Annotated in this window: 19 protein-coding genes, 2 pseudogenes and 1 riboswitch; of the genes and pseudogenes, 19 read left to right on the top strand and 2 right to left on the bottom strand. The window is 67.6% G+C overall.

Features of this window, described 5'->3' with window-relative positions:
- Positions 1-397: pseudogene (locus tag VSO01S_RS21350) on the bottom strand (DUF349 domain-containing protein); the annotation flags it as partial.
- A 94-nt stretch (positions 398-491) separates the two neighbouring features.
- Positions 492-4,331 (bottom strand): DUF748 domain-containing protein, encoded by a 3,840-nt coding sequence (locus VSO01S_RS21345; protein WP_068644819.1) that lies wholly within the window; start codon positions 4,329-4,331, stop codon positions 492-494.
- A gap of 613 nt (positions 4,332-4,944) precedes the next feature.
- On the opposite strand from VSO01S_RS21345, the gene VSO01S_RS21340 reads away from it, so the two are divergent.
- The 19 genes and pseudogenes from VSO01S_RS21340 to VSO01S_RS21250 all read left to right on the top strand — a co-directional run.
- Complete coding sequence (locus VSO01S_RS21340; RefSeq protein ID WP_068644818.1) at positions 4,945-5,802, top strand: lytic transglycosylase domain-containing protein; 858 nt, start codon at positions 4,945-4,947, stop codon at positions 5,800-5,802.
- Between the two features lie 37 nt (positions 5,803-5,839).
- Positions 5,840-5,982, top strand: a riboswitch (ZMP/ZTP riboswitch).
- 53 nt (positions 5,983-6,035) lie between these two features.
- Positions 6,036-7,280, top strand: coding sequence for a serine hydroxymethyltransferase (glyA, locus tag VSO01S_RS21335; protein WP_068644817.1), 1,245 nt, complete (start codon positions 6,036-6,038; stop codon positions 7,278-7,280).
- A 28-nt stretch (positions 7,281-7,308) separates the two neighbouring features.
- Entirely contained in the window at positions 7,309-7,752 is a 444-nt protein-coding gene (nrdR, locus tag VSO01S_RS21330) for a transcriptional regulator NrdR (protein ID WP_068644816.1), read from the top strand.
- 208 nt (positions 7,753-7,960) lie between these two features.
- Positions 7,961-8,464 carry a GspH/FimT family pseudopilin gene (locus VSO01S_RS21325; protein WP_161944463.1) on the top strand — a complete coding sequence of 168 codons (504 nt, stop codon included), beginning with the start codon at positions 7,961-7,963 and terminating at the stop codon, positions 8,462-8,464.
- Positions 8,458-8,976, top strand: a complete 519-nt coding sequence (gene pilV / locus VSO01S_RS21320) for a type IV pilus modification protein PilV (protein WP_068644814.1) — start codon at positions 8,458-8,460, stop codon at positions 8,974-8,976. The genes VSO01S_RS21325 and pilV overlap by 7 nt, the downstream gene beginning before the upstream one ends.
- Complete coding sequence (locus VSO01S_RS27265) at positions 8,963-9,748, top strand: PilW family protein (RefSeq protein ID WP_161944462.1); 786 nt, start codon at positions 8,963-8,965, stop codon at positions 9,746-9,748. The genes pilV and VSO01S_RS27265 overlap by 14 nt, the downstream gene beginning before the upstream one ends.
- Positions 9,749-9,783: 35 nt before the next feature.
- Positions 9,784-10,458, top strand: coding sequence for a pilus assembly PilX family protein (locus VSO01S_RS21310; protein WP_068644812.1), 675 nt, complete (start codon positions 9,784-9,786; stop codon positions 10,456-10,458).
- Complete coding sequence (locus VSO01S_RS21305) at positions 10,455-13,016, top strand: pilus assembly protein (RefSeq protein WP_068644811.1); 2,562 nt, start codon at positions 10,455-10,457, stop codon at positions 13,014-13,016. The genes VSO01S_RS21310 and VSO01S_RS21305 overlap by 4 nt, the downstream gene beginning before the upstream one ends.
- Complete coding sequence (locus tag VSO01S_RS21300; protein WP_068644810.1) at positions 13,013-13,450, top strand: type IV pilin protein; 438 nt, start codon at positions 13,013-13,015, stop codon at positions 13,448-13,450. The genes VSO01S_RS21305 and VSO01S_RS21300 overlap by 4 nt, the downstream gene beginning before the upstream one ends.
- A gap of 39 nt (positions 13,451-13,489) precedes the next feature.
- Entirely contained in the window at positions 13,490-14,599 is a 1,110-nt protein-coding gene (ribD, locus tag VSO01S_RS21295) for a bifunctional diaminohydroxyphosphoribosylaminopyrimidine deaminase/5-amino-6-(5-phosphoribosylamino)uracil reductase RibD (protein WP_068644809.1), read from the top strand.
- 50 nt (positions 14,600-14,649) lie between these two features.
- Complete coding sequence (locus VSO01S_RS21290) at positions 14,650-15,306, top strand: riboflavin synthase (protein ID WP_068644808.1); 657 nt, start codon at positions 14,650-14,652, stop codon at positions 15,304-15,306.
- Positions 15,303-16,457: a bifunctional 3,4-dihydroxy-2-butanone-4-phosphate synthase/GTP cyclohydrolase II gene (ribBA, locus tag VSO01S_RS21285; RefSeq protein ID WP_068644807.1), complete on the top strand. Its 1,155-nt coding sequence runs from the start codon at positions 15,303-15,305 to the stop codon at positions 16,455-16,457. The genes VSO01S_RS21290 and ribBA overlap by 4 nt, the downstream gene beginning before the upstream one ends.
- 14 nt (positions 16,458-16,471) lie before the next feature.
- Positions 16,472-16,936 (top strand): 6,7-dimethyl-8-ribityllumazine synthase, encoded by a 465-nt coding sequence (gene ribH, locus VSO01S_RS21280; protein WP_068644806.1) that lies wholly within the window; start codon positions 16,472-16,474, stop codon positions 16,934-16,936.
- Positions 16,933-17,469 (top strand): transcription antitermination factor NusB, encoded by a 537-nt coding sequence (gene nusB, locus VSO01S_RS21275; protein WP_068644805.1) that lies wholly within the window; start codon positions 16,933-16,935, stop codon positions 17,467-17,469. Before ribH ends, nusB begins: the two co-directional genes overlap by 4 nt.
- Positions 17,466-18,644 (top strand): pyridoxal phosphate-dependent aminotransferase, encoded by a 1,179-nt coding sequence (locus tag VSO01S_RS21270; protein ID WP_068644804.1) that lies wholly within the window; start codon positions 17,466-17,468, stop codon positions 18,642-18,644. The genes nusB and VSO01S_RS21270 overlap by 4 nt, the downstream gene beginning before the upstream one ends.
- Positions 18,641-19,114 (top strand): tol-pal system-associated acyl-CoA thioesterase, encoded by a 474-nt coding sequence (ybgC, locus tag VSO01S_RS21265; protein ID WP_068644803.1) that lies wholly within the window; start codon positions 18,641-18,643, stop codon positions 19,112-19,114. Before VSO01S_RS21270 ends, ybgC begins: the two co-directional genes overlap by 4 nt.
- Positions 19,115-19,118: 4 nt before the next feature.
- On the top strand, positions 19,119-19,820 hold the full coding sequence (gene tolQ, locus VSO01S_RS21260) for a protein TolQ (RefSeq protein ID WP_068644802.1): 702 nt from the start codon (positions 19,119-19,121) through the stop codon (positions 19,818-19,820).
- Positions 19,821-19,856: 36 nt separating this feature from the next.
- Complete coding sequence (locus VSO01S_RS21255) at positions 19,857-20,294, top strand: biopolymer transporter ExbD (RefSeq protein WP_068644801.1); 438 nt, start codon at positions 19,857-19,859, stop codon at positions 20,292-20,294.
- Positions 20,295-20,310: 16 nt separating this feature from the next.
- Positions 20,311-20,545 (top strand): annotated as a pseudogene (locus VSO01S_RS21250) (cell envelope integrity protein TolA); the annotation flags it as partial.

Here is a 20,545-nt window from a genome sequence, read left to right as displayed (position 1 = left end):
CGCGCTCCGCGAGCTGGGTCTTGACGCCCGCCAGCGGCTCGCGCGACAACGGCGCGCCGGCCTTGGCCGCGTCGCGCTGCCAGGCCAGCGCATCGGCGATGTTGAGCTTGGGCTGCTCGAGCAGCGCGCGCGCCTTCTGCTCCCACTCGGCGGCAATCGAGGCCTGGTCGCGGGCGCGGCGAAGCTCGTCGAGCTTTTCGCGCACCAGGCGGGCGGCGCCCTTGTCGCGGCCGCTGAGTTCCTTGAAGACTTCCTGCAGTTGCTCGGCCGCAGGGCCCGCAGCCAGCCAGTCGCGCACGCGTTGCGCACGCTCGCCGGCGGTGGGCGCGGTGAAGGCGCCGCCCGTGAGTGCGTCGAGGGCCTGGATATCGTGGGGCTTGGTAGAGGATGAAGTCACAGCGAGAAGTCTTCTGGTGGATCTCTGAATACAAATGGAAACGCGCCGGCAATTCCGGCGCAGCCCTCCATTTTGACCGACCGGAGGCCGGCGCTCAACGCGTGTCGAGTTTGAGCTCGGCGCCGGGCTTCCAGTCGTTGCCGCTGGCCTTGGTATTCACGGCGCCCAGGAACAGGCGCTCGGCCGGCAGCTTCTGCTCGAGCAGGTAGTCGCGCACCACCACGCCGCGCTGCACCGCCAGGTTGCGGATCGACTCCTCGTTCACCGTCATGTTGGCAATGAGGAGGTCTTCCATTTCCTTGACCGGCAGGCTGCGCGTGAGGCCCACCATATTGCGCGGCTTGCTGAAGTCGGCGCGCTTGTAGACCGAGGTGATCAGCTCCGGATACTCGGCATCGGTGACCGGGCTGACCTGATCGGCCGGCTTGCCGGCGCGCACCGCGTCGCGGCGCTTCTCGGCCTGCGCCATCTCGCGCAGGCGCTGGCGCTGGTAGGCGCTGCGCTCCTTCTCGAGGTCGGCCGTGCCCACCACCGTCATGCGAAGGGTCGGGCGCTCGGTCAGCGCCTTGGCCACCTTGTCGAGGCTTTCCTTGGCCTGCGGCGTGAGGTCCGAGCTGCCCGACTCGAAGGCGATGGTGTTCGATTCGCCGCCCGATCCCCCGCCGCCGCCAGTGAACAGCGCCACCGGCGAGGTCACGGCCTTGACGATGAGGTTGACGATGCCCTTCCAGATCAGCGGCGCCAGGCTGAACTGCGGGTCGTTGATGGAGCCGGACAGCGGCAGGTCGATGTCGACCACGCCGTTGCGGTCGGCCAGCAGCGCCATCGCAAACTTCACCGGCAGCGTGCGTTCGGCACCCGGCACCTGTTCTTCGCTGAAGGTGAGCTGGTTGAGCACCAGCTTGTTGGTGGCCGTCAGGCGTCCGTCGGGTTCGATCTTGTAGTTGAGGTCCACGCTCATCTTGCCGCGCTCGATGCCGTAGCCCACGTAGCGGCCCGAATACGGCGACAAGGGCGCCAGCTCCAGGTCGCGCATCTTCGCGGTGATGTCCAGCTCCAGCGGCTTGACCAGCGGATTGAGCTTGCCCGTGATGTCCAGCGAAGCCGTCTGCTGCGCCTTGCCGCGCAGTTCCAGGTCGGCCAGCACCGCCTTGCCGTCCACCGGCTGCGAGGAAAAGGCGCTGAGCTTGCCGGTGAGTTCGCTCAGGTCCGCCGAGTAGTTGGGCTTGATGAAGTGGTCGTTGAAGTCAATGCGCGCATTGACCAGCGCGATCGGGCCGAAGTTGATGGTCGGCTTGGGGCCGCTATCGGCCAGGGTGGCCGGGGCGGCTGGCGCCGCCGCCGCTTTTTCCGGCTGCGCAGGCGCCTCGCCGCCCACCATCAGCTCGGCGGGCGCGGAACGCCCCGCCGGCGCCACCGGTTGCGGCGATTGGGTCACCGTGCCGCTGCCCAGCACCTTCTTGCGGGTTTGCGCAGGCTGTGCGGGCTGGCCCTCGGTAGTCTTGGCCGCTTCCGGCTTGCCGATGTCGATGGGCTTGCGGCTCGCCAGGTCCTGCAGATGCAGCGTTCCGGTCTCGTCGATGACCACGCGCGCGAACAGGTCGACCATGGCGGTGTCGCGCACGTCCAGCGAGAACGGCTTCTTGGGCACCATGTTGAACTTGACGCCACGCAGCGTGAGCGACTTCCAGGACAGAAGGCGGCTCGCACCGCTCTCGCGCGGACCGCCGACCTGGGCCAGCAGCGCACTGTTGACGCGGACGTCCTCCAGGGCCGTGTCGCCGGCCAGGCTGACCTTCGGGCCTGCCGGATCGGCCGCGTACTGCAGGCTGCCGCGGTAGCTCAAATAGAAGCGGCGCAGGTCGACGTTGGGCGCCTGCTCGTCGAAGTAGGCCTTGAACGCATGCACCGGCAGCGAACTCAGGTCGACCTGGCCCTCGGTCGCCATGGGCTTGAGCCCCAGCTTGCCTTTGTACGAAAAGCGTCCCGGATCGGCCCGGCGCCCTGAAGAAATGCGGCCCGACACCTCGATGGGCGATGCCTTGGCGCCGTCCAGCGTCAACTGCTGCGCCTTCACGGCCAGGTTGTTGATCTCGACGTTCACCGGCGTCTTCTCGTTGGCCTTGTCGCTGAAACCGACCACGCCGCCGTCCACCGACAGGCTGGCGAGCGAAACCTGCCAGGGCGGCGAGTCGCCGTTCGCCTTTCCGTTGCCATTTCCGTTGCCGTTGCCCTTGGCAGGCGCCGTCTTCGCGCCCCCATCGGGCGCAGCCGCCGTCTTGCGCCAGCTCTCGAACATCCAGCGCTTGTCGCTGCCGCGCTCCACCTTGACCTGCGGCTTGCCGACGCTGACGCTGGCGACGCTCACCGTGCGCTTGGCCAGGTCGACCTTGGCGTCGGCCACCTCCAGCCGCCCGATGCTGGCCAGCGAGGCCTTGCCTTGGGCCAGCGCCAGGTCATCAACGGAAAACTGCGCGACGTTGACCTGCAGCTGCGGGTTGTTCCAGGCCAGTTCGATGCGCCCCCCGAGCTTGCCGCCCAGCGTGGGCTCCAGCTGCTGGGCCAGATAAGGCGCGACGACCGACAGCGGCAACTGGCCAATCTCGGTTTCCACCTTGGCCTGCTTGTCGGTGGCCTCGCCCTTGAACTTGACGGTGCCGCCGCCCAGCACCGTGGAGCCGTTGAACACCGTCGCCTTTTCCATGGGCCAGGCGACACCCTCGGCATGAAGCTGCAGCTGCCCCAGCTCGGCGACAGCCGCAGGAGCCAGGGTTTCATCGCGCCAGGCAGCCTTGCCGGCCTGCAGGTCGATCTTGTCGACCTGCACCTTCCAGGTCTTCTTCTCGACCGCGCCCTTGGCAGCCTCGGCCACCGGCTTGGACATTTCGGCCGGCTTGCCGGCGCTTTCTGCGGGATCGACCGGCTGCAGGTTGAGCCGGCCGTTGGCCAGGCGCGTCACCGCCATGTTCGGCGCCTTGAGTGCCACCTCGCTCAAGTGGATGACCCCCTCCAGCGGCCGGACGTTGGCCAGGCCCAGCTTGAGCGATTCGAAGGCCAGCAGGTCCTTGTCGCGGGCGTCCAGCAGCTTGGCATCGCGAAATTCCACCTGGCCGGTGATGACCAGCCCTTCCGACGTGCCCTGGCGAAAGTCCACCTTCAGGTCGGCATCGAGCTTGCCGCCCGCCAGCTTGGCCAGCTGGTCGCGCGGGGCGTACTTGAGAAAGCCGGACAGGTCGAGATTGGCAATGCGCAACCGGCCATCGGCCGCACGGGCCTCGGCAAACGGCGTCGCCTCGGCATCCGAATCGAACGCGCTGCCATTGAGCTTGAAGGCGAGCTTGGGCTGGACCTTCACATCGCGCTGCGACGCAAAGCTGCTGAGAAAGGGAATGCCCAGCGTCAGTTCGCGCAGTTCATGCTTGGGTCCGATGGCCTGGTCGTCGAAGTCGGCCTCGCCGCCGCTGACCTGGATGTTGTAGATGGCAAAGCGCGCCGGTTCGGACTTGGGTTTTTCCGGACCGCTGGCCAGGCGCTTCAAGATGTCCTCGAAGTCGTAGCTGCCGTCCTTGTTGCGGACCACCTTGACCTTGGGACGCTCGACCGTGACGGCGTCGACCACGGGGGCCAGCCGCAGGATCGACTGCAGTTCGCCGTCGGCGTAGAGGCGGGCGATGTCCACCTGCGAGTAGCTTCCGTCGGCGCTGGCAATGCGCAGGTCGTTCACCGCCAGTTCCAGCGTCCAGGGCTTGAAGCTCACCTCCCCGATGGTGACCTGCCGCCCGAGCTTCTCGCTCGCGATCTTCTGCACCTGGCTCTTGAGGATGGGCGGCACCGCCACCCAGGCAATGGCCCAGAGCGTGAGAAGAACTGCCAGGGCGACAACTGCGCGTCGTACCCACTTGTTTTCTTTGAGTTTGAGAGTGACAGCATTCATTGGCGGCGAGTGTGCCGCAAATGCCCTGGAGACAAAAGAAAGCCCGGTTGCGCGACTGAAGGCCATGCAACCGGGCTCGATGGCGGGCCCCAGGCCCATGCCATCTTTTCGCCCGAGCGGAAGTGGATTCGTTCCGCACGCGCTGGCAGCAAGAGATTGCCACCGTTGGGGCCGCGACCACGGTGCCGCGAGACGAGGAAATCTCTTGGCTGCCGGACCTTGGCGAGCACCTGAAACGTTCAGGCATCCCTAGGTTAGGCGCGCCGCCGAGGCAATGCAAATCGTGTTTTCAATGGACCGGCAAGGATCGATTCAAGGTCTTTTCTTGACTGCACGTAAGATACTTTTTGTAATGAAGTAGAATATCTATATTCTTGACCGGGTATTTAGCCCCTCCTAGAATCCCCGCTGCCCTGACGTGTCAGTCTTGCACCGGGCTTCATTTGAATCCGCCGCTTGTGAACTTTTTGATCACAAGCTGAATATCAGGCGGCCGCGCTCCCTCCTCCTCCCTGCGCGCGGACCTGATTGATACCAATCCGCGCGCCGCCCTGTCGCTGTTGCCACTTTCGAGTGGCGTCGCTATCGGACGCTGCATAAGAAAGGAAGAGCGATGAAACAGGCGTTAGCAGCCACAGCCCAAGGGCTGCGGACCGTGGTGTCCGACGTGGCTGACGGCTTTTTCGAAATCACCCACAACGGCTTTGCCCTGCTCGGCCTGGCCACCGTGTTCGCCGCGATCGCGCTGGTGGCACGGCCCGACCTGCGCCAGTCCGGCGAAGAGCAACTCATGGGCTGGCTGCAGTCGCGCCGGCCGGTGCCCGAAGCCCCGCTGGTGGACCTGGAGCCCAGCGCCATCGAGCGCACCACGGCCGCGCTGCCACAAGACCTGCCCAAGCAGCAGGCCGCCGTCGCGTACTGGCTGAGCAAGAAGTACCGCGTGGCGGCCGAGCCGCTGAGCGTGCTGGTGGCCGAAGCCTACGACCTGGGCAAGCGCACCAAGCTCGATCCGACCTTGATCCTGGCCATCGTGGCCGTCGAATCCAGCTTCAATCCCTTTGCGCAGAGCCATGTCGGCGCACAAGGCCTCATGCAGGTCATGACCCGCGTGCACGGTGACAAGTACGAACCTGCCGGCGGCACCCTCACCGCCTTCGATCCGGTGACCAACATGCGCGTCGGCGTCAAGGTGCTGATGGAATGCATCTCGCGGGCCGGCTCCATCGAAGGCGGCCTGCGCTACTACGTGGGCGCCGCCAACCTGCCGGACGACGGCGGCTATGCCGCCAAGGTCATGGCCGAACACGAACGCCTGCGCCAGGTGGCGGGCGGCCGCAATGTGCCGACCACCGCGCCTGCCCTGCGAGTGCAGCAGCCGGCCGCGCCCGCCGCAGCCCCGGCCACCACGACCGACGCCAAGACGGGCCCCGAGGGCGGCCAGAAGGTGGCCATGGTCGCCGCCGATTCTTGAACCACTTGCACCTGCGTTGCCGAGCTCGGATAAACTCGGCGGCGTACGCGACTGGCGATAGGCGCCGCGCTCCGCAAACCAGCAGGTTTTCGCCGGAACGCTTGCGCTGACGTGGGAAAACCACTGGGAAGCGTGCCGCCTGCATCCGCAGGTGTTCAGCCGTTCGCCTGGGCAGCCCTTGTTTGAGCGTAAACAGGGATCCGACGCCTTTAGAACCTTCCCGAAGGACTGCCATGTACCAACGCAACATCCTGGTCAACGAGACCGATCCTGAAGTCTGGGCCGCCATTCAGGCCGAGCACAAGCGCCAGGAAGAACACATCGAGCTGATCGCCAGCGAGAACTACGCCTCCCCCGCCGTCATGGCCGCCCAGGGCACCCAGCTGACCAACAAGTACGCCGAAGGCTACCCCGGCAAGCGCTACTACGGCGGCTGCGAGCACGTGGACGTGGTCGAGCAGTTGGCCATCGACCGCGTCAAGCAGATCTTCGGCGCCGACGCCGCCAACGTGCAGCCGCATTGCGGCGCCTCGGCCAACGAGGCCGTGATGCTGGCCTTCCTCAAGCCCGGCGATACCATCATGGGCATGAGCCTGGCCGAAGGCGGCCACCTCACGCACGGCATGCCGCTGAACATGAGCGGCAAGTGGTTCAACGTGGTGAGCTACGGCCTGAACGAAAAGGAAGAAATCGACTACGACGCGATGGAGCGCAAGGCGCATGAGCACATGCCCAAGCTCATCATCGCCGGCGCCTCGGCTTACTCGCTGGCCATCGACTTCGAGCGCTTCGCCAAGGTGGCCAAGGACGTGGGCGCCATCTTCATGGTCGACATGGCGCACTACGCCGGCCTGATCGCCGCGGGCGTGTACCCCAACCCGGTGCCGCATGCCGACGTGGTCACCTCCACCACCCACAAGAGCCTGCGCGGTCCGCGCGGCGGCATCATCCTGATGAAGTCGCAGCACGAGAAGGCCATCAACAGCGCCATCTTCCCCGGCCTGCAGGGCGGCCCGCTGATGCACGTCATCGCGGCCAAGGCCGTGGCCTTCAAGGAGGCGCTCTCGCCCGAGTTCAAGACCTACCAGCAACAGGTGGTCAAGAACGCCCAGATCGTGGCCGAAACGCTCACGTCCCGCGGCCTGCGCATCGTCTCCGGCGGCACCCAAAGCCACGTGATGCTGGTCGACCTGCGCGCCAAGGGCATCACCGGCAAGGAAGCCGAAGCCGTGCTGGGCGCCGCACACATGACCATCAACAAGAACGCCATCCCGAACGACCCGGAAAAGCCGATGGTCACCAGCGGCGTGCGCGTCGGCACCCCCGCCATGACCACCCGCGGCTTCAAGGACGAAGAGGCGCGCATCACCGCCAACCTGATCGCCGACGTGCTGGACAACCCGCGCGACGCGGCCAACATCGAGGCGGTGCGCGCCAAGGTCAATGCCCTGACCAGCCGCTTCCCGGTCTACCGCTGACCGCCAGCACGCGAACGGAGCGCGCCGCATGAAGTGTCCTTTTTGCGGCCATGGCGACACGCAGGTGGTCGAAACGCGCATCTCCGAAGACGGCGACTTCGTGCGCCGTCGCCGCCAGTGCGGCGCCTGCGACAAGCGCTTCACCACCTACGAACGGCCGGAAGTCACCTTCCCGGCCGTCGTCAAGAAAGACGGCCGGCGGGCGGACTTCGATGCGGCCAAGGTGCGCGCATCGATGGCGCTGGCGCTGCGCAAGCGGCCCGTGAGCATCGAGCAGATCGACAACGCCCTGTTGCGCATCGAGCAGAAGCTGCTGGCCAGCGGCTTGCGCGAGATCGAATCCAACAAGCTGGGCGAACTCGTCATGCGCGAACTCAAGCGGCTGGACAAGGTAGCCTACGTGCGCTTTGCCTCCGTTTATCGCAGCTTCGAGGACGTCGACGAGTTCCGACAGTTGTTGCGCGACATCTGACAAATGCCATCTATGAACATGAATTGCCACCATTTTGGTGGCAATTTCATTTAAAAGTCTCTTTCCTCGAACCGCTTTCCGTTCATCGGCCGAAACCGACCGACTGGCGCCGCCCGTCTGCCGGGCCAACTTTTCCTGCCTAGCATGCGCGGCAGAAAAGGGAGAGGAGAGAAGCACGATGCAAGCGCGCAGCCGAGCGCCCATTCGCATGCGCGGCCTGACGCTGCTCGAACTGCTCGTGGCCGGCTGCGTGCTTGCAGTGCTCGTCGCCATCGCCGCGCCGAGCTTCGCGGCCATTTCCGATCGCTGGAAAGTCCGCGACGCGGTCGACACGCTCACCAGCAGCCTCTACACCGCACGCGCTGAAGCGTTCAAGCGCGGCGGACGCGTCACGCTGGCGCGTGCCGATTTGGAAGGCTGCACCAGCGCCAAAGGAGTGTCGCATTGGGATTGCGGCTGGGCGGCTTTTGTCGACGAGAACGGCAACGGCAAGCGCGACGAGACCGATGAACTGCTCTTCGTCGGCCAGCCGCCTGCGGGCCTGGAGGTGGTGCAGACCAGCAACCTGGGTGCGCTCAGGTTCGATGCCTGGGGCGAATTGGCCGGGCTGGGCGCATTGAGCTTCAAGGTGTGCTTGCGCGCCGCCGCGAGCTCGGTCTCCATTTCGGCTGGCGGCCGCATCCGAACCGCCACCGGAGACATCAGGTGCTGACCCCGCGCCGCCGTTTGCAAGGCGCAGCCCTGTTCGAGGCGCTGGTCGCATTGGCCATCCTCGCCGGCACGCTTCTGGCGCTTCTGTACATGCAGTTGCGCGCGCAGGCCGACAGCGAAAGCGCCCTGCGGCGGATGCAGGCCCTGCACCTGATCGACGACCTGGCAGAGCGCGTGCGCGCCAATCCGCAAGGCTTCAACGCGCTTGCTGGCTATCGAATCGAATGGAGCGCCAATCCCGCGGCTCAGATCGACTGCGAGGCGCAGGCCTGCGCGGCAGCCCAGTTGGTTCGATGGGATCTCGCCCAATGGAAATCCGAGGTCGCGCGGGCGCTGCCGGGCGGTGATGCCGCCGTGTTCGATCCGCCTGGAACACCTGCCGAAGCGCCGCCCCGCCTGCTGGGCGTCATGGTGGCATGGCGCACGCGCAACGGTGACGATTTCGAGCTGGCGGTGCCGGGCGCTTCCTGCCCCGCCGGGCACGCCTGTCAGTTCGGGCATGTACACCCCTGAGCGAATGGCCTCGAACCCCTCTGCCGCGCACAACAGGCAGCGCGCCGCCGGCACGATGCTGGTCGAGTTGATGGTGGCGCTGGCCTTGGCGAGCATTGCCATCGCGGCGGCGATCGCAGCACTGATGGTGGCCCGGGACGCGGCGGCAGCCATCCACGAAATGACGCTCCTCCAGCAGCAGGCGTCGTACGCTTTGCGTTCGATGGGTCGGCAGATCCGTTCTGCGGGTTCCCTGGAACTGCAGGCCATCGCCGATGGCCCGTCTGCCGTCCGCTTCGCCTTGCCGACCGTGTCCGGCACAAGCCGGGTTCACGGTACGGACGGAGGTCCGGGCGCCAGCGACAGCCTGACGCTCGCGCACGTCGCTCCGCCGCTTCTGCCCGGCCTCCAGCGCGACTGCCTCGGGCAGACAGCGGCGCCGGGCACACGGACACTGGCCACGTTCCAGGTCGATGCCAACGGCAACCTCATCTGCAGGAGCAGTTCGGGCCGAAGCCAGCCGCTCATCGCCGGCGTGGCGGCGTTCAAGCTTCGATTTCGCGTCGACAAGGGTGCACAGCTGCAAAGCATGTCGGCCAGCGAGGTCGAGGCGGCCCAGCAATGGCCGGCAGTCCGCGCGGTGGAAGTCTGCCTGGAACTGCGTGGCGAGCAGCGCGTGACCGCGTCCGAGCACGAGTACATCGGCTGCTTCAAGCGCAGTGCCCGCAGTGCAGGCCGCATGACGCTCGTGACGCGCAGGCTGTTTCTGTTGAACGCCTTGCTGGAGGACTGAGTCTGGCCGCTTCGCGTTCACAGAAAGAGAAAGGGGTGGCGCTGCTGGTGGTGGCCGTCATGGTCCTGCTGGCCGCGCTGGTGCTCACCGGTGCGCTGCGGACCGCGTGGTTCAACGAGCTGATCACCGGGACGGAAGCCGACTACCAGCGCGCCCTGGGCAATGCGCAAGCGCTGCTGCGCGACGCCGAGCTCGACATCCAGGGCCGCGCACCCGACGGCGGGCCCTGCCATGAAGGCGCCGGGTTCGATCACAGCTGCCGCCGGCGCGGCGCAGCGGCCCTGTCGCAAGGCCTCGTCTGGTTTCCGCAGGAAGGACCCACCGAATTCGAACAAGTACGCGCCTGGCTTGCAGCCCGGCCGCTGCCATGCGCGCAAGGCATCTGCCTGCCCGAAGGGCTTGCGCCGGAATTCTGGCGGCTGCCAGCCAGCGATCTGGACAGGTTGAAGGCAGTGGCCGCGCACTACGGCGAGTTCAGCGGCGCACCTGGTGCCGGACCGAGCAACGCCCTGCTGGCCACCAAGGGCTGGTACTGGGTGGAGGTGCTTGCCTTCGACACCTCCTCGCTCGCCCCGTCAGGCGCCGCCGATCTCGCCCCTGATGCCGACAACCCCTACATCTTCCGGATCACGGCCATGGCCGAGGGCAACAAGCCGGCCACGCGAGCGGTGCTGCAGAGCTTGCTGGTCTGGAAGCGGGTGGACTCATGACGAGCTGGCTGCGCCGCTTGCTGGCTGCTGCCATGACGCTTGCCCTGGCCCTGGTGAACGCTCAGGTCAGGGCGCAGGCCATAGAAACGCTGGCGTTTTCCACCGCGCCGATGCTGGTCGACGGTCGGCTTCCTGTGCCCAATGTGGTCCTGGCCATCGACGGCGGCCCGCACTCGGCCCGATTTCCGCAGGCGATACAGCGCAGCTTCGGGCCTCGACATGCGGCCGACGGCAGCATGCACCTGGCCTGGCAGGTGGCCGGGCCATGCGAGGCACTGCCGGATACCGGGGCACTGTGCCTCGGCGACAACGCGCTGCAGCCGCTGGACAACACGCGGCGCAGCGAACTCGCCGCCCTCTCCCGCGGACTTGCTGCAAGCGGCCTCGAGCAGCGCAAGGGCTCTTCCGCGCCGTCCTTGCTCGACAAGGCCCGGGCCCATCTGCATCGCGCCGCACCTGATTCGCGATCCGGCACGTCGCGGCTGGGGTGCCGCAAGGGCCATGTGCTCCTGGCAACGCCCTTTGACGACGCTGCGGCGCGGCCCGGCCCCGGAGCGGATCTCCCAGCATCCGATTTCGATGGTTCGGCGCCGTCCATTCGACGTGTCGACACGCGCTCTGATGATGTAGATCTGGAGCTTGGCGCCGCGGTCGATGTGCTCCTGGCGGACAGCCAGAGCCTGCCGACACAGACCATTGCTTCGCTCGCCGCCGGCATGTCGACGGCCGAGGGCATGCCAAGCGAGCTCTTCGCATCGCGCTACGACGCGGCGCGCTGGAGCGGCGAAGTGATTGCAGGGGCCATTGCCGGCACTGGCACCGGCTCGTCACCCTGGGGCCTGCGCGACGGCGCAGCATCGCCGAACACCAGCGCCAGCCTGCTGGACCAGCGCGACCCGGCCACGCGCATCATCCTGACCAGCGCCGGCACGGGGGACGCGCTGGCCGGCACCGCCTTCCGCTGGGAGCAACTGGCGCCATGGCAGCAAGCGGCCTTGAATGCCGGCGACGCGCTCGGCCCCCAACGGCTGGACTACCTGCGCGGCGAGCGCGCCAATGAGCAGTCCAACGGCGGCCGCTTCCGGAACCGCAACTCGCGCCAGGGCGACTCGGTCCATTCCAGCCTCTGGTACCTGCCCGGCCCCACCGAAAAATCGACGGTCCCGGTCCGGGAGCCGCTGCTCTTTGTGGGCAGCAATGGCGGCATGCTGCACGCATTCTCCGCCAGCACCGGCGCGGAGGAATTCGCCTACGTACCGCAGGGCGCCTACGCCGGCCTGGCGGCGCTGACACAGCCGGGCCATCAACACCAGTACCTCGTCGACGGTTCGCCATGGACGGCGGACATGGTCGACGAATCGGGCCGCCGCAAGACCGTGCTCGCCGGGTCGATGGGCATGGGCGGTCGCGGCTACTTCGTGCTCGATGTGAGTTCCCCCATCGGCAGCCAGGGCGACGCGGCCGCCGCAGCCCGCATGGTCATGCTCGACATCACGGCCAGCGAAGACCCCGACATCGGCCGCATCACGGCTGCGCCGGTGCGCGAGACGACGGGCACCCGGCAGATCGCCCGGCTCAACAATGGCCGCTGGGCCCTCATCATCGGCAACGGCTGGGGCAGCGAGCGCCAGCAGGCCGTCTTGCTCATCCAGTTTCTGGACGGCCCGCGCGAACTGCTCAAGCTGCCTGCGGGCGACGCAGGCGGCAACGGGCTTTCCGCCGCGCGGCTGGTCGATCTGGACGGCGACCAGGCGCCTGACATCGCCTATGCAGGCGACCTGCAAGGGCACCTGTGGAAATTCGACCTGTCGAGCCGCGAGCCCAACCAATGGAAGGTCGCGTCCGGCGGCCAGGCATTGCTTCTTGCCCGCGACGCGAACGGCCGGGCGCAACCCATCACCACGGCGCCGCTGGTCGTCCCTCACCCGGCCGGCGGACGCATGGTGGTGCTGGGCACCGGACGCCTTCTGAGCGACGCCGACCGGCGTGACGATGCCACCCAGTCGATCTACGGGATTCTCGACGCGGACAACGACGGACTGGCGCCCGCCGGCAGGTCCTCCCTGGTACGGCAAGCCATTGCACCCGAGGCCGTGGGCACGATTTCTGGCCGACGGCTCTGGACGGCGAGCGACAACCCGGCCCCTTCCAAAGGCGATGCGACCAGTCGCGGCTGGTATGTCGACCTCCCGGTGGCGGGCGAACGCGTCGTCGCTGCGCCTCAGCGCTTCGACGGCAAGTTGGTGGACGTGCTCAGCATGGCACCCTCACCCGCGTTCCGGCAGGCGACGCTGCCCGAATCCTGCGCGCCGCCGGCCACGCGAAATTTCCGCACCACCCTCAACGCGCTGGACGGTGCGCGGCCCAGATCGCAGCTCTACGGCGAACCGGGGACAGCTTTCAGCGCCTCGCGCATCGAACTGGGCGCCGAGCCTTTCCTCCGGATCAAGGGCGCGAGACAAGAGCGCAGCATCGCTTTCGACGGCTCCGAGCCCGTAGCGCCGCGCAGCCGCCTCGACTTCGTCGCCCGCCGCGCCGGCTGGCGCCAGTTGCAATGAAAAGATCGACCCGTTCCCCGCGGCCCGGCCGGGCCTTCTCCCTGATCGAGATGCTGGTCGTGCTGGTGCTCGCCGCCATCCTGGCAAGCCTGGCCCTGCCCGCCTACGACAGCTACCTGCGCCGCGCCCACCGCACCGAGGCTCGCAGCGCCCTGCTGCAGGCCGCGCACCGGCTCGAGCGCGAGGCCACCGCCACCGGCTCCTACGCCAATGCGCAACTGCCCGAAGCCCTGGCCAACACGCCCGGCGGAAGCTACCGCATCTCGCGCCAGCCGCCGCAGGACGCCCTCGACGCGGCGACCCGCTTCACGCTGCAGGCCGCCCCGCAGGGCGGCCAGGCCACAGACGCCTGCGGCACCTTCACCCTGACCAATACCGCAGAGCGCGGCCTGCTGGGCAACAAGGCCAGGGTGGCCGACTGCTGGAACCGTTGAGACTGCGCGCCGGCCCGCGCGCCGCTATGCTGCACGCCCATGATGCAGCTTGCCCTCCAGGCCGCGCGCGAAGCCCAGCGCGTGGCACCTCCCAACCCGGCCGTCGGCTGCGTGATCGTCGCACCCGGCGGCGACGTGATCGGCGTGGGCCACACCCAGCGAACGGGCGGCCCGCACGCCGAGATCATGGCCCTGCGCGACGCCCAGGCGCGCGGCAGGTCGGTGGAAGGCGCCACCGTCTACGTCACGCTGGAGCCCTGCGCGCATCACGGCCGCACCGGCCCTTGCTGCGACGCATTGGTCGCGGCGCGCGTCGGCAAGGTCGTCGCATCGCTGGCGGACCCCAACCCGCTGGTGGCCGGCCAGGGCTTCGAGCGGCTGCGCGCCGCCGGCATCGTCGTCGAGGTCGGGCCCGGCGAAGAAGAGGCGCGCGAACTCAACATCGGCTTCTTCAGCCGCATGCTGCGCAAGACACCCTGGGTGCGCATGAAGCTGGCCGCCTCGCTGGACGGCAAGACCGCCCTCGAAAATGGCGTGAGCCAGTGGATCACCAGCCACGCCGCACGCACCGACGGCCATGCGTGGCGTGCCCGGGCCGGCGCCGTGCTCACCGGCGTGGGCACGGTACTGGAAGACGACCCGCGCCTGGACGTGCGCGAGGTCGAGACGCCGCGCCAGCCGCCGCTGGTCATTGTCGACAGCCACCTGCAGACTCCGCCCGACGCGCGCCTGTTCGATACGCCGGACCGCCCGGTGTGGATCTACGCCGCTGCGCCCCATGCCGACAAGGCCGCGCCGCTGCAGGCGCGCGGCGTCGACGTGCGCTACCTGCCCAATCCGCAGGGCAAGGTCGACCTGCCCGCCCTGCTGCAGGACCTGGCGGCCCGGGAGGTCAACGAACTGCATGTCGAGGCCGGCCACAAGCTCAACGGCTCGCTGCTGCGCGAAGGCCAGGTCGACGAACTGCTGCTCTACCTCGCCCCCAAGCTCATCGGCGCCGGCATGGACATGGCCAGCCACATCCACGCCCAGGGCCCCTTGCAAACCCTGGCCCAGGCCCTGGAGCTCGAATTCCGTTCCGTGGAGTCCATCGGCCCCGACCTGCGCCTGATCGCTCGCCTCGCGGGGCGGTCCGGCTGGTTCGAATAGCGCAAGCCCTTTGGGCGGCCCATGCAGCCGGGGGGCAATAAAATGCTGGAATGTTCACCGGAATCATCACCGGCGTGGGGCGCATCGCCGCCGTCCACGACCTCGGAAGCTCTTCATCGCACGGCAAGCGCCTGCACATCGCGGCGCCGCCCGCCTACCTGGACGATGTGGGGCTCGGTGACAGCATCGCGCTGAACGGCGCCTGCATGACGGTGACCACCCTGGACCTGCCGCGCCAGGAGTTCACCATCGATATTTCGGCCGAATCGCTGGACAAGACGGCCGGCCTGACCGACCCGGGTGCCCAGGTCAACCTCGAAAAGGCCTTGCGTGCGCAAGACCGCCTGGGCGGGCATATCGTCTCGGGCCATGTCGACGGCATCGGCAAGGTCAGCCGTTTCGCGCCGGTCGGCGAGAGCTGGGAGCTGCGCGTGCTCGTGCCCGCCGGCCTGGCGCGCTTCCTGGCCTACAAGGGCTCCATCACCATCAACGGCGTGAGCCTGACGGTGAACAGCGTGCAGGACTTGGCCGATGGCTGCGAGGTCAGCATCAACCTCATTCCCCACACGGTCGAGAACACATCCCTCGGCCAGCTGCGCGAAGGCAGCCCGGTCAATCTCGAGATCGACACCGTCGCGCGCTACGTCGAACGCATGCTGCAAGCCGGCGCCATCGCCGTGCCCCCACAGAAAGACACACAACCATGACCGCCGCCGTCACCCCCATTTCAGCCAACACCGGTCGGCCGGTTGCCCCCATCTCGAGCGTCGAGGAAATCGTCGAAGAGCTTCGCGGCGGCCGCATGGTCATCCTGGTGGACGAGGAAGACCGCGAGAACGAAGGCGACATCGTCATTGCCGCCGACCACATCACGCCCGAAGCCATCAACTTCATGGCGCGGCATGCGCGCGGCCTCATCTGCCTGACGCTGTCGCGCGAGATGTGCGAACGCCTGCAGCTGCCGCCCATGGTGGCGCGCAACGGCGCCAAGCATTCCACCGCGTTCACCGTCTCCATCGAGGCTGCCGAAGGCGTGACCACCGGCATTTCGGCCGCCGACCGCGCCCGCACGGTGCAGGCCGCCGTGGCGCGCAACGCCGTGGCCTCGGACCTGGTGCAGCCGGGCCACATCTTCCCGCTGCAGGCGGTGGACGGCGGCGTGCTCATGCGCGCCGGCCACACCGAAGCCGGCTGCGACCTCGCCGCCATGGCCGGCTGCTCGCCCGCCTCCGTCATCTGCGAGGTGATGAACGAGGACGGCACCATGGCGCGCCTGCCCGACCTGCAAGTCTTCGCGGCCGAGCACGGCCTGAAGATCGGCACCATTGCCGCGCTCATCGAACACCGCAGCCATCACGAGACGCTGGTCGAGAAGATCGGCTGCCGCGAGATCCAGACCGCCAACGGCTGGTTCACCGCCCATGCCTTCCGCGACACGCCCAGCCGTGGCGTGCACCTGGCGTTGGTGCGCGGCCGCTGGGAGCCCGACGAAACCGTGCCGGTGCGCGTGCACGAGCCGCTGTCCCTGCTGGACGCGCTGGAAGTCAACCGTTCCATGCACTCCTGGAGCCTGGACGCGAGCCTGGCCTACATCGCCGCCGAAGGCAAGGGCGTGGCCGTGTTCCTCAACTGCGGCGAATCGGCCGAAGAGCTGGTGACCCAGTTCGAAGGCAAGGCACGGCCCGCGCAAGCGCCCGAGCGCGGCCGCATGGACCTGCGCAGCTACGGCATCGGCGCCCAGATCCTGCGCGAGTGCGGCGTGCGCCGCATGAACCTGCTGGGCACGCCGCGCCGCATGCCCAGCATGGCGGCGGGCTACGGGCTGGAAATTGCCGGCTACATCACGAAAAAAGACTGAGAAAGAACACCACCATGCAAGGTGCAAACAAGGGAGCGGTGCAGCCGCTCGACGGCAAGGGGCTGCGCATCGGCATCGTGCAGGCGCGCTTCAACGAAGACATCACCAATGCGCTCGCGCAGGCCTGCAAGGGCGAACTCGAGTCGCTGGGCGTGGCGGCGAGCGACATCGAGCACGTGACGGTGCCCGGCGCGCTGGAAGTGGCCACCGCCCTGCAGGCGCTGGCCGAGCGCGGCGGCTTCCAGGCGCTGATCGCGCTGGGCTGCATCATTCGCGGTGAAACCTACCACTTCGAGCTGGTGGCCAACGAATCGGGCGCGAGCGTGAGCCGCGTGGCGCTGGACTATCGCCTGCCCATCGCCAACGCGATCCTCACCACCGAAAACCACGCGCAAGCGGAAGCCCGTCGGATCGAAAAGGGCCGCGACGCGGCGCAGGTGGCGGTCGAGATGGCTCAACTCCTGGCGCGACTGGCATGAGCACCGAAGACACCAAGCCCAGCGGCCGTCCGCCCCGCCAGACGCGCGGCGGCCTGACCAGCACCGGTGCCCGCAAGGCATCGGCCAAGTCCACCCGCAGCCGCGCGCGCGAATTCGCCCTGCAGGCGCTCTACCAGCACCTGGTGGGCCGCAACGAGGCGGCGGCCATCGACGCCTTCACGCGCGACCTGGCCGGCTTCCACAAGGCCGACGCGGCGCACTATGACGCGCTGCTGCACGGCTCCATCGCCGAGGCCAGCGAGCTGGACGCGCTGATCGTCCCCCTGCTGGACCGCAAGATGGCCGAGATCTCGCCCATCGAGCATGCGGCCATGTGGATCGGCGTGTACGAGTTCCGCCACTGCCCCGATGTGCCGTGGCGCGTCGTGCTCAACGAGTGCATCGAGCTGGCCAAGGAATTCGGCGGCACGGACGGCCACAAGTACGTCAATGCCGTGCTCAACGGCCTGGCCCCCCAGCTGCGCGCGGCCGAGGTCGAAGCGGACCGCGCCGCGGGCAAGGCCCGCCCATGAGAATCTCTTCGCGCGCCGAGCGCATCGAACCCTTCTACGTGATGGAGGTGGCCAAGGCCGCCTCGCAGCTGGCGCGCGAAGTCGCGCACAGCGACCGGCCGATGATCTTCCTGAACATCGGCGAACCCGACTTCACCGCGCCCCCGCTGGTGCAGGAAGCTGCCGCCCGCGCGGTGAGCAGGGGCGCCACCCAATACACGCATGCCGTCGGCCTGGACGCCCTGCGCGAGCGCATCAGCGATTGGTATGCGCAGCGCTTCGGCCTGCAGGTGCCGGCCCGGCGCATCGTGGTCACCGCCGGCGCGTCGGCCGCGCTGCAGCTGGCCTGCCTAGCCCTGATCGAGCGCGGCGACGAGATCCTCATGCCGGACCCGAACTACCCCTGCAACCGCCACTTCGTGAGCGCGGCCGAAGGGAATGCGGTGCTGATTCCGACGACGGCCGAGGAGCGCTTCCAGCTGAGCGCCGCCAAGGTCGAAGCAGCCTGGACGGACAAGACCCGCGGCGTGCTGCTGGCCTCGCCTTCCAATCCCACCGGCACCTCCATTGCGCCCGACGAGCTGCGCCGCATCCACGAATTCGTGAAGCGCCAAGGCGGCATCACCCTCATCGACGAGATCTACCTGGGCCTGTCCTACGACGACGCCTTCGGCCATTCGGCGCTGGCCATCGACGAACAGGTGATCAGCATCAACAGCTTCAGCAAGTACTTCAACATGACCGGCTGGCGCCTGGGCTGGCTGGTGGTGCCCGAAGCGCTGGTGCCGGTGGTGGAGCGGCTCGCGCAGAACCTGTTCATCTGCGCCAGCACGATTTCGCAGTACGCGGCGCTGGCCTGCTTCGAGCCCGAGAGCATCGCCGAATACGAGCGCCGGCGCGGCGAATTCAAGGCGCGGCGCGACTGGTTCATTCCGCAGTTGCAGGCCGCGGGGCTCCCTGTGCCTGTGGTGCCCGACGGCGCCTTCTACGCCTGGGCCGACTGCACCCGGATGGCGCAGCAACTGGGCGTTTCGGGAAGCTGGGACTTCAGCTTCGAGCTGATGAAGCGCGCCCACCTGGCCATCACGCCGGGCCGCGACTTCGGCAGCGCAGAAACCAGCCGCTTCGTGCGCTTCTCGACAGCCAGCTCCATGGCGCACCTCGAGGAAGCGATTGCGCGCCTGCGCAGCCTATGAGCTTTGCTTTTCCGATTCGCGTCTATTGGGAAGACACCGATGCCGGCGGCATCGTCTTCTATGCCAACTACCTGAAGTTCATGGAGCGCGCGCGCACCGAATGGCTGCGCTCGCTCGGCATCGAGCAGCAGAAGCTGCGCGACACGTCGGGCGGCATCTTCGTGGTGAGCGAGACCTCGCTCAAGTACCACCGTCCGGCGCGCCTGGACGACCAACTCCTGGTTACAGCGCAGTTGCGTCAGGCCGGCTCCGCGTCGTTGATAATCGAGCAACGCGTGCTATCAAATCCAGAGCGCAAGAGCGCGCCGGAAGAACTCCCGGCACAGGCCTTGCTCTGCGAGGGCACCATTCGCATCGGCTGGGTCAACGCCGCTTCCATGCGGCCGAGTCGCCTGCCCGCCTCTGTTTCGACAGTCTTCGAGCGCATCGCTTCGCGCGGAACTCCGCCGGGCGCTGCCTCTCAACAATGAAGCCATGAACAACAGTCAAGACTTCTCGATCATCACTCTCATCCTCCACGCCAGCTTCGTGGTGCAGCTGGTCATGCTGCTGCTGGTCACGGTGTCGGTGGGCAGCTGGGCGTCGATCTTCCGCAAGTTCTTCTCGCTCAAGCGCACGCGCTCGCTCAACGACGACTTCGAGCGCGAGTTCTGGTCGGGCACCAGCTTGAACGAGCTGTTTTCCTCCGCCGCACAAAACGCCAAGTTCGCCGGCCCCATGGAACGCATCTTCGCCAGCGGCATGCGCGAGTACCACAAGCTGCGCGAGCGCCAGATCGGCGATGCCACCACCTTGCTCGACGGCGCGCGCCGCGCCATGCGCGCGAGCTTCCAGCGCGAGATGGACGCGATCGAGTCCAACCTGTCCTTCCTGGCCACGGTCGGCTCGGTGTCGCCCTACGTGGGCCTGTTCGGCACGGTGTGGGGCATCATGCACGCCTTCACCGGCCTGGCCAGCCTGCAGCAGGTGACGCTGTCCACCGTGGCGCCCGGCATTGCCGAAGCACTGGTGGCCACGGCCATCGGCCTGTTCGCCGCCATTCCGGCGGTGGTGGCCTACAACCGCTTCGCCCGCGAGATCGACAAGACCGCCATCGCGCTGGAGACCTTCATCGAAGAGTTCTCCAACATCCTGCAGCGCAACCTGTCGGCCCAGGCGACGGCCAGCGGCCGCTGATGCGCCGCACTCAACCGGAAAAGGAGGCCTAAAAAAATGCCCGCCGTTTCCCATCGCGGCCGCGGACGCCGCACGATCAACGAGATCAACATGGTCCCGTTCATCGACGTGATGCTGGTGCTGTTGATCATCTTCATGGTCACCGCCCCGCTCATCACACCCAGCGTGATCAACCTGCCCAGCGTGGACCGCGCCAACAAGCAGCCGGACAAGCCCATCGAGATCGTCATCAAGAGCGAGGACGAGGTGCAGGTCAAGAAAGACCCGTCGCAAGGCACCGGTGGCGCCTCGGTGCCGTTTGCCCAGATCGGCAAGGTCGCCCGCGAGGCGCAGGGCGGCGACGAGAACCGCCCGGTGGTCATCAGCGCCGACAAGGCGGTGAAGTACGAGACCGTGGTCAAGGCCATGAACCAACTCAAGCGAAGCGGCATCGAACGCGTCGGACTGTCGGTGCAGACCACCGGCACGAAGTAAGCCGAACAAGCCAAGCATGTCCCTGGCCGCCGACCGCCCCGAATTTGCGCCGCCGCCCCAGCGCGGCACGGTGCGCGCGCTGATCCTGGCGCTGATCGCGCATGCGCTGCTGATCGCCGCGCTGACCTGGGGCGTGCGCTGGAAGCGCGACAGCGAGAACGATGCCGTGGAGGCCGAGCTGTGGTCGACCACCGTGCAGCAGGCCGCGCCGCGCGCCGTCGCGCCGCCCACTCCCCCTGCGCCGGTGCCTG

The sequence above is a fragment of the Variovorax soli NBRC 106424 genome (assembly GCF_001591385.1).
GTDB lineage: Bacteria > Pseudomonadota > Gammaproteobacteria > Burkholderiales > Burkholderiaceae_C > Variovorax > Variovorax soli.
The sequence above is the reverse complement of the archived record's forward strand: the minus strand, read 5'-3'. Positions and strand labels throughout refer to the sequence as shown.

What these genes read in the sequence shown, in the direction of transcription:
- VSO01S_RS21345 (WP_068644819.1), bottom strand. Translation starts at nt 4,331, where the DNA reads ATGAATGCTGTCACTCTCAAACTCAAAGAAAACAAGTGGGTACGACGC.
- VSO01S_RS21340 (WP_068644818.1), top strand. Translation starts at nt 4,945, where the DNA reads ATGAAACAGGCGTTAGCAGCCACAGCCCAAGGGCTGCGGACCGTGGTG.
- glyA (WP_068644817.1), top strand. Translation starts at nt 6,036, where the DNA reads ATGTACCAACGCAACATCCTGGTCAACGAGACCGATCCTGAAGTCTGG.
- nrdR (WP_068644816.1), top strand. Translation starts at nt 7,309, where the DNA reads ATGAAGTGTCCTTTTTGCGGCCATGGCGACACGCAGGTGGTCGAAACG.
- VSO01S_RS21325 (WP_161944463.1), top strand. Translation starts at nt 7,961, where the DNA reads ATGCGCGGCCTGACGCTGCTCGAACTGCTCGTGGCCGGCTGCGTGCTT.
- VSO01S_RS27265 (WP_161944462.1), top strand. Translation starts at nt 8,963, where the DNA reads ATGTACACCCCTGAGCGAATGGCCTCGAACCCCTCTGCCGCGCACAAC.
- VSO01S_RS21305 (WP_068644811.1), top strand. Translation starts at nt 10,455, where the DNA reads ATGACGAGCTGGCTGCGCCGCTTGCTGGCTGCTGCCATGACGCTTGCC.
- VSO01S_RS21300 (WP_068644810.1), top strand. Translation starts at nt 13,013, where the DNA reads ATGAAAAGATCGACCCGTTCCCCGCGGCCCGGCCGGGCCTTCTCCCTG.
- ribD (WP_068644809.1), top strand. Translation starts at nt 13,490, where the DNA reads ATGATGCAGCTTGCCCTCCAGGCCGCGCGCGAAGCCCAGCGCGTGGCA.
- VSO01S_RS21290 (WP_068644808.1), top strand. Translation starts at nt 14,650, where the DNA reads ATGTTCACCGGAATCATCACCGGCGTGGGGCGCATCGCCGCCGTCCAC.
- ribBA (WP_068644807.1), top strand. Translation starts at nt 15,303, where the DNA reads ATGACCGCCGCCGTCACCCCCATTTCAGCCAACACCGGTCGGCCGGTT.
- ribH (WP_068644806.1), top strand. Translation starts at nt 16,472, where the DNA reads ATGCAAGGTGCAAACAAGGGAGCGGTGCAGCCGCTCGACGGCAAGGGG.
- nusB (WP_068644805.1), top strand. Translation starts at nt 16,933, where the DNA reads ATGAGCACCGAAGACACCAAGCCCAGCGGCCGTCCGCCCCGCCAGACG.
- VSO01S_RS21270 (WP_068644804.1), top strand. Translation starts at nt 17,466, where the DNA reads ATGAGAATCTCTTCGCGCGCCGAGCGCATCGAACCCTTCTACGTGATG.
- ybgC (WP_068644803.1), top strand. Translation starts at nt 18,641, where the DNA reads ATGAGCTTTGCTTTTCCGATTCGCGTCTATTGGGAAGACACCGATGCC.
- tolQ (WP_068644802.1), top strand. Translation starts at nt 19,119, where the DNA reads ATGAACAACAGTCAAGACTTCTCGATCATCACTCTCATCCTCCACGCC.
- VSO01S_RS21255 (WP_068644801.1), top strand. Translation starts at nt 19,857, where the DNA reads ATGCCCGCCGTTTCCCATCGCGGCCGCGGACGCCGCACGATCAACGAG.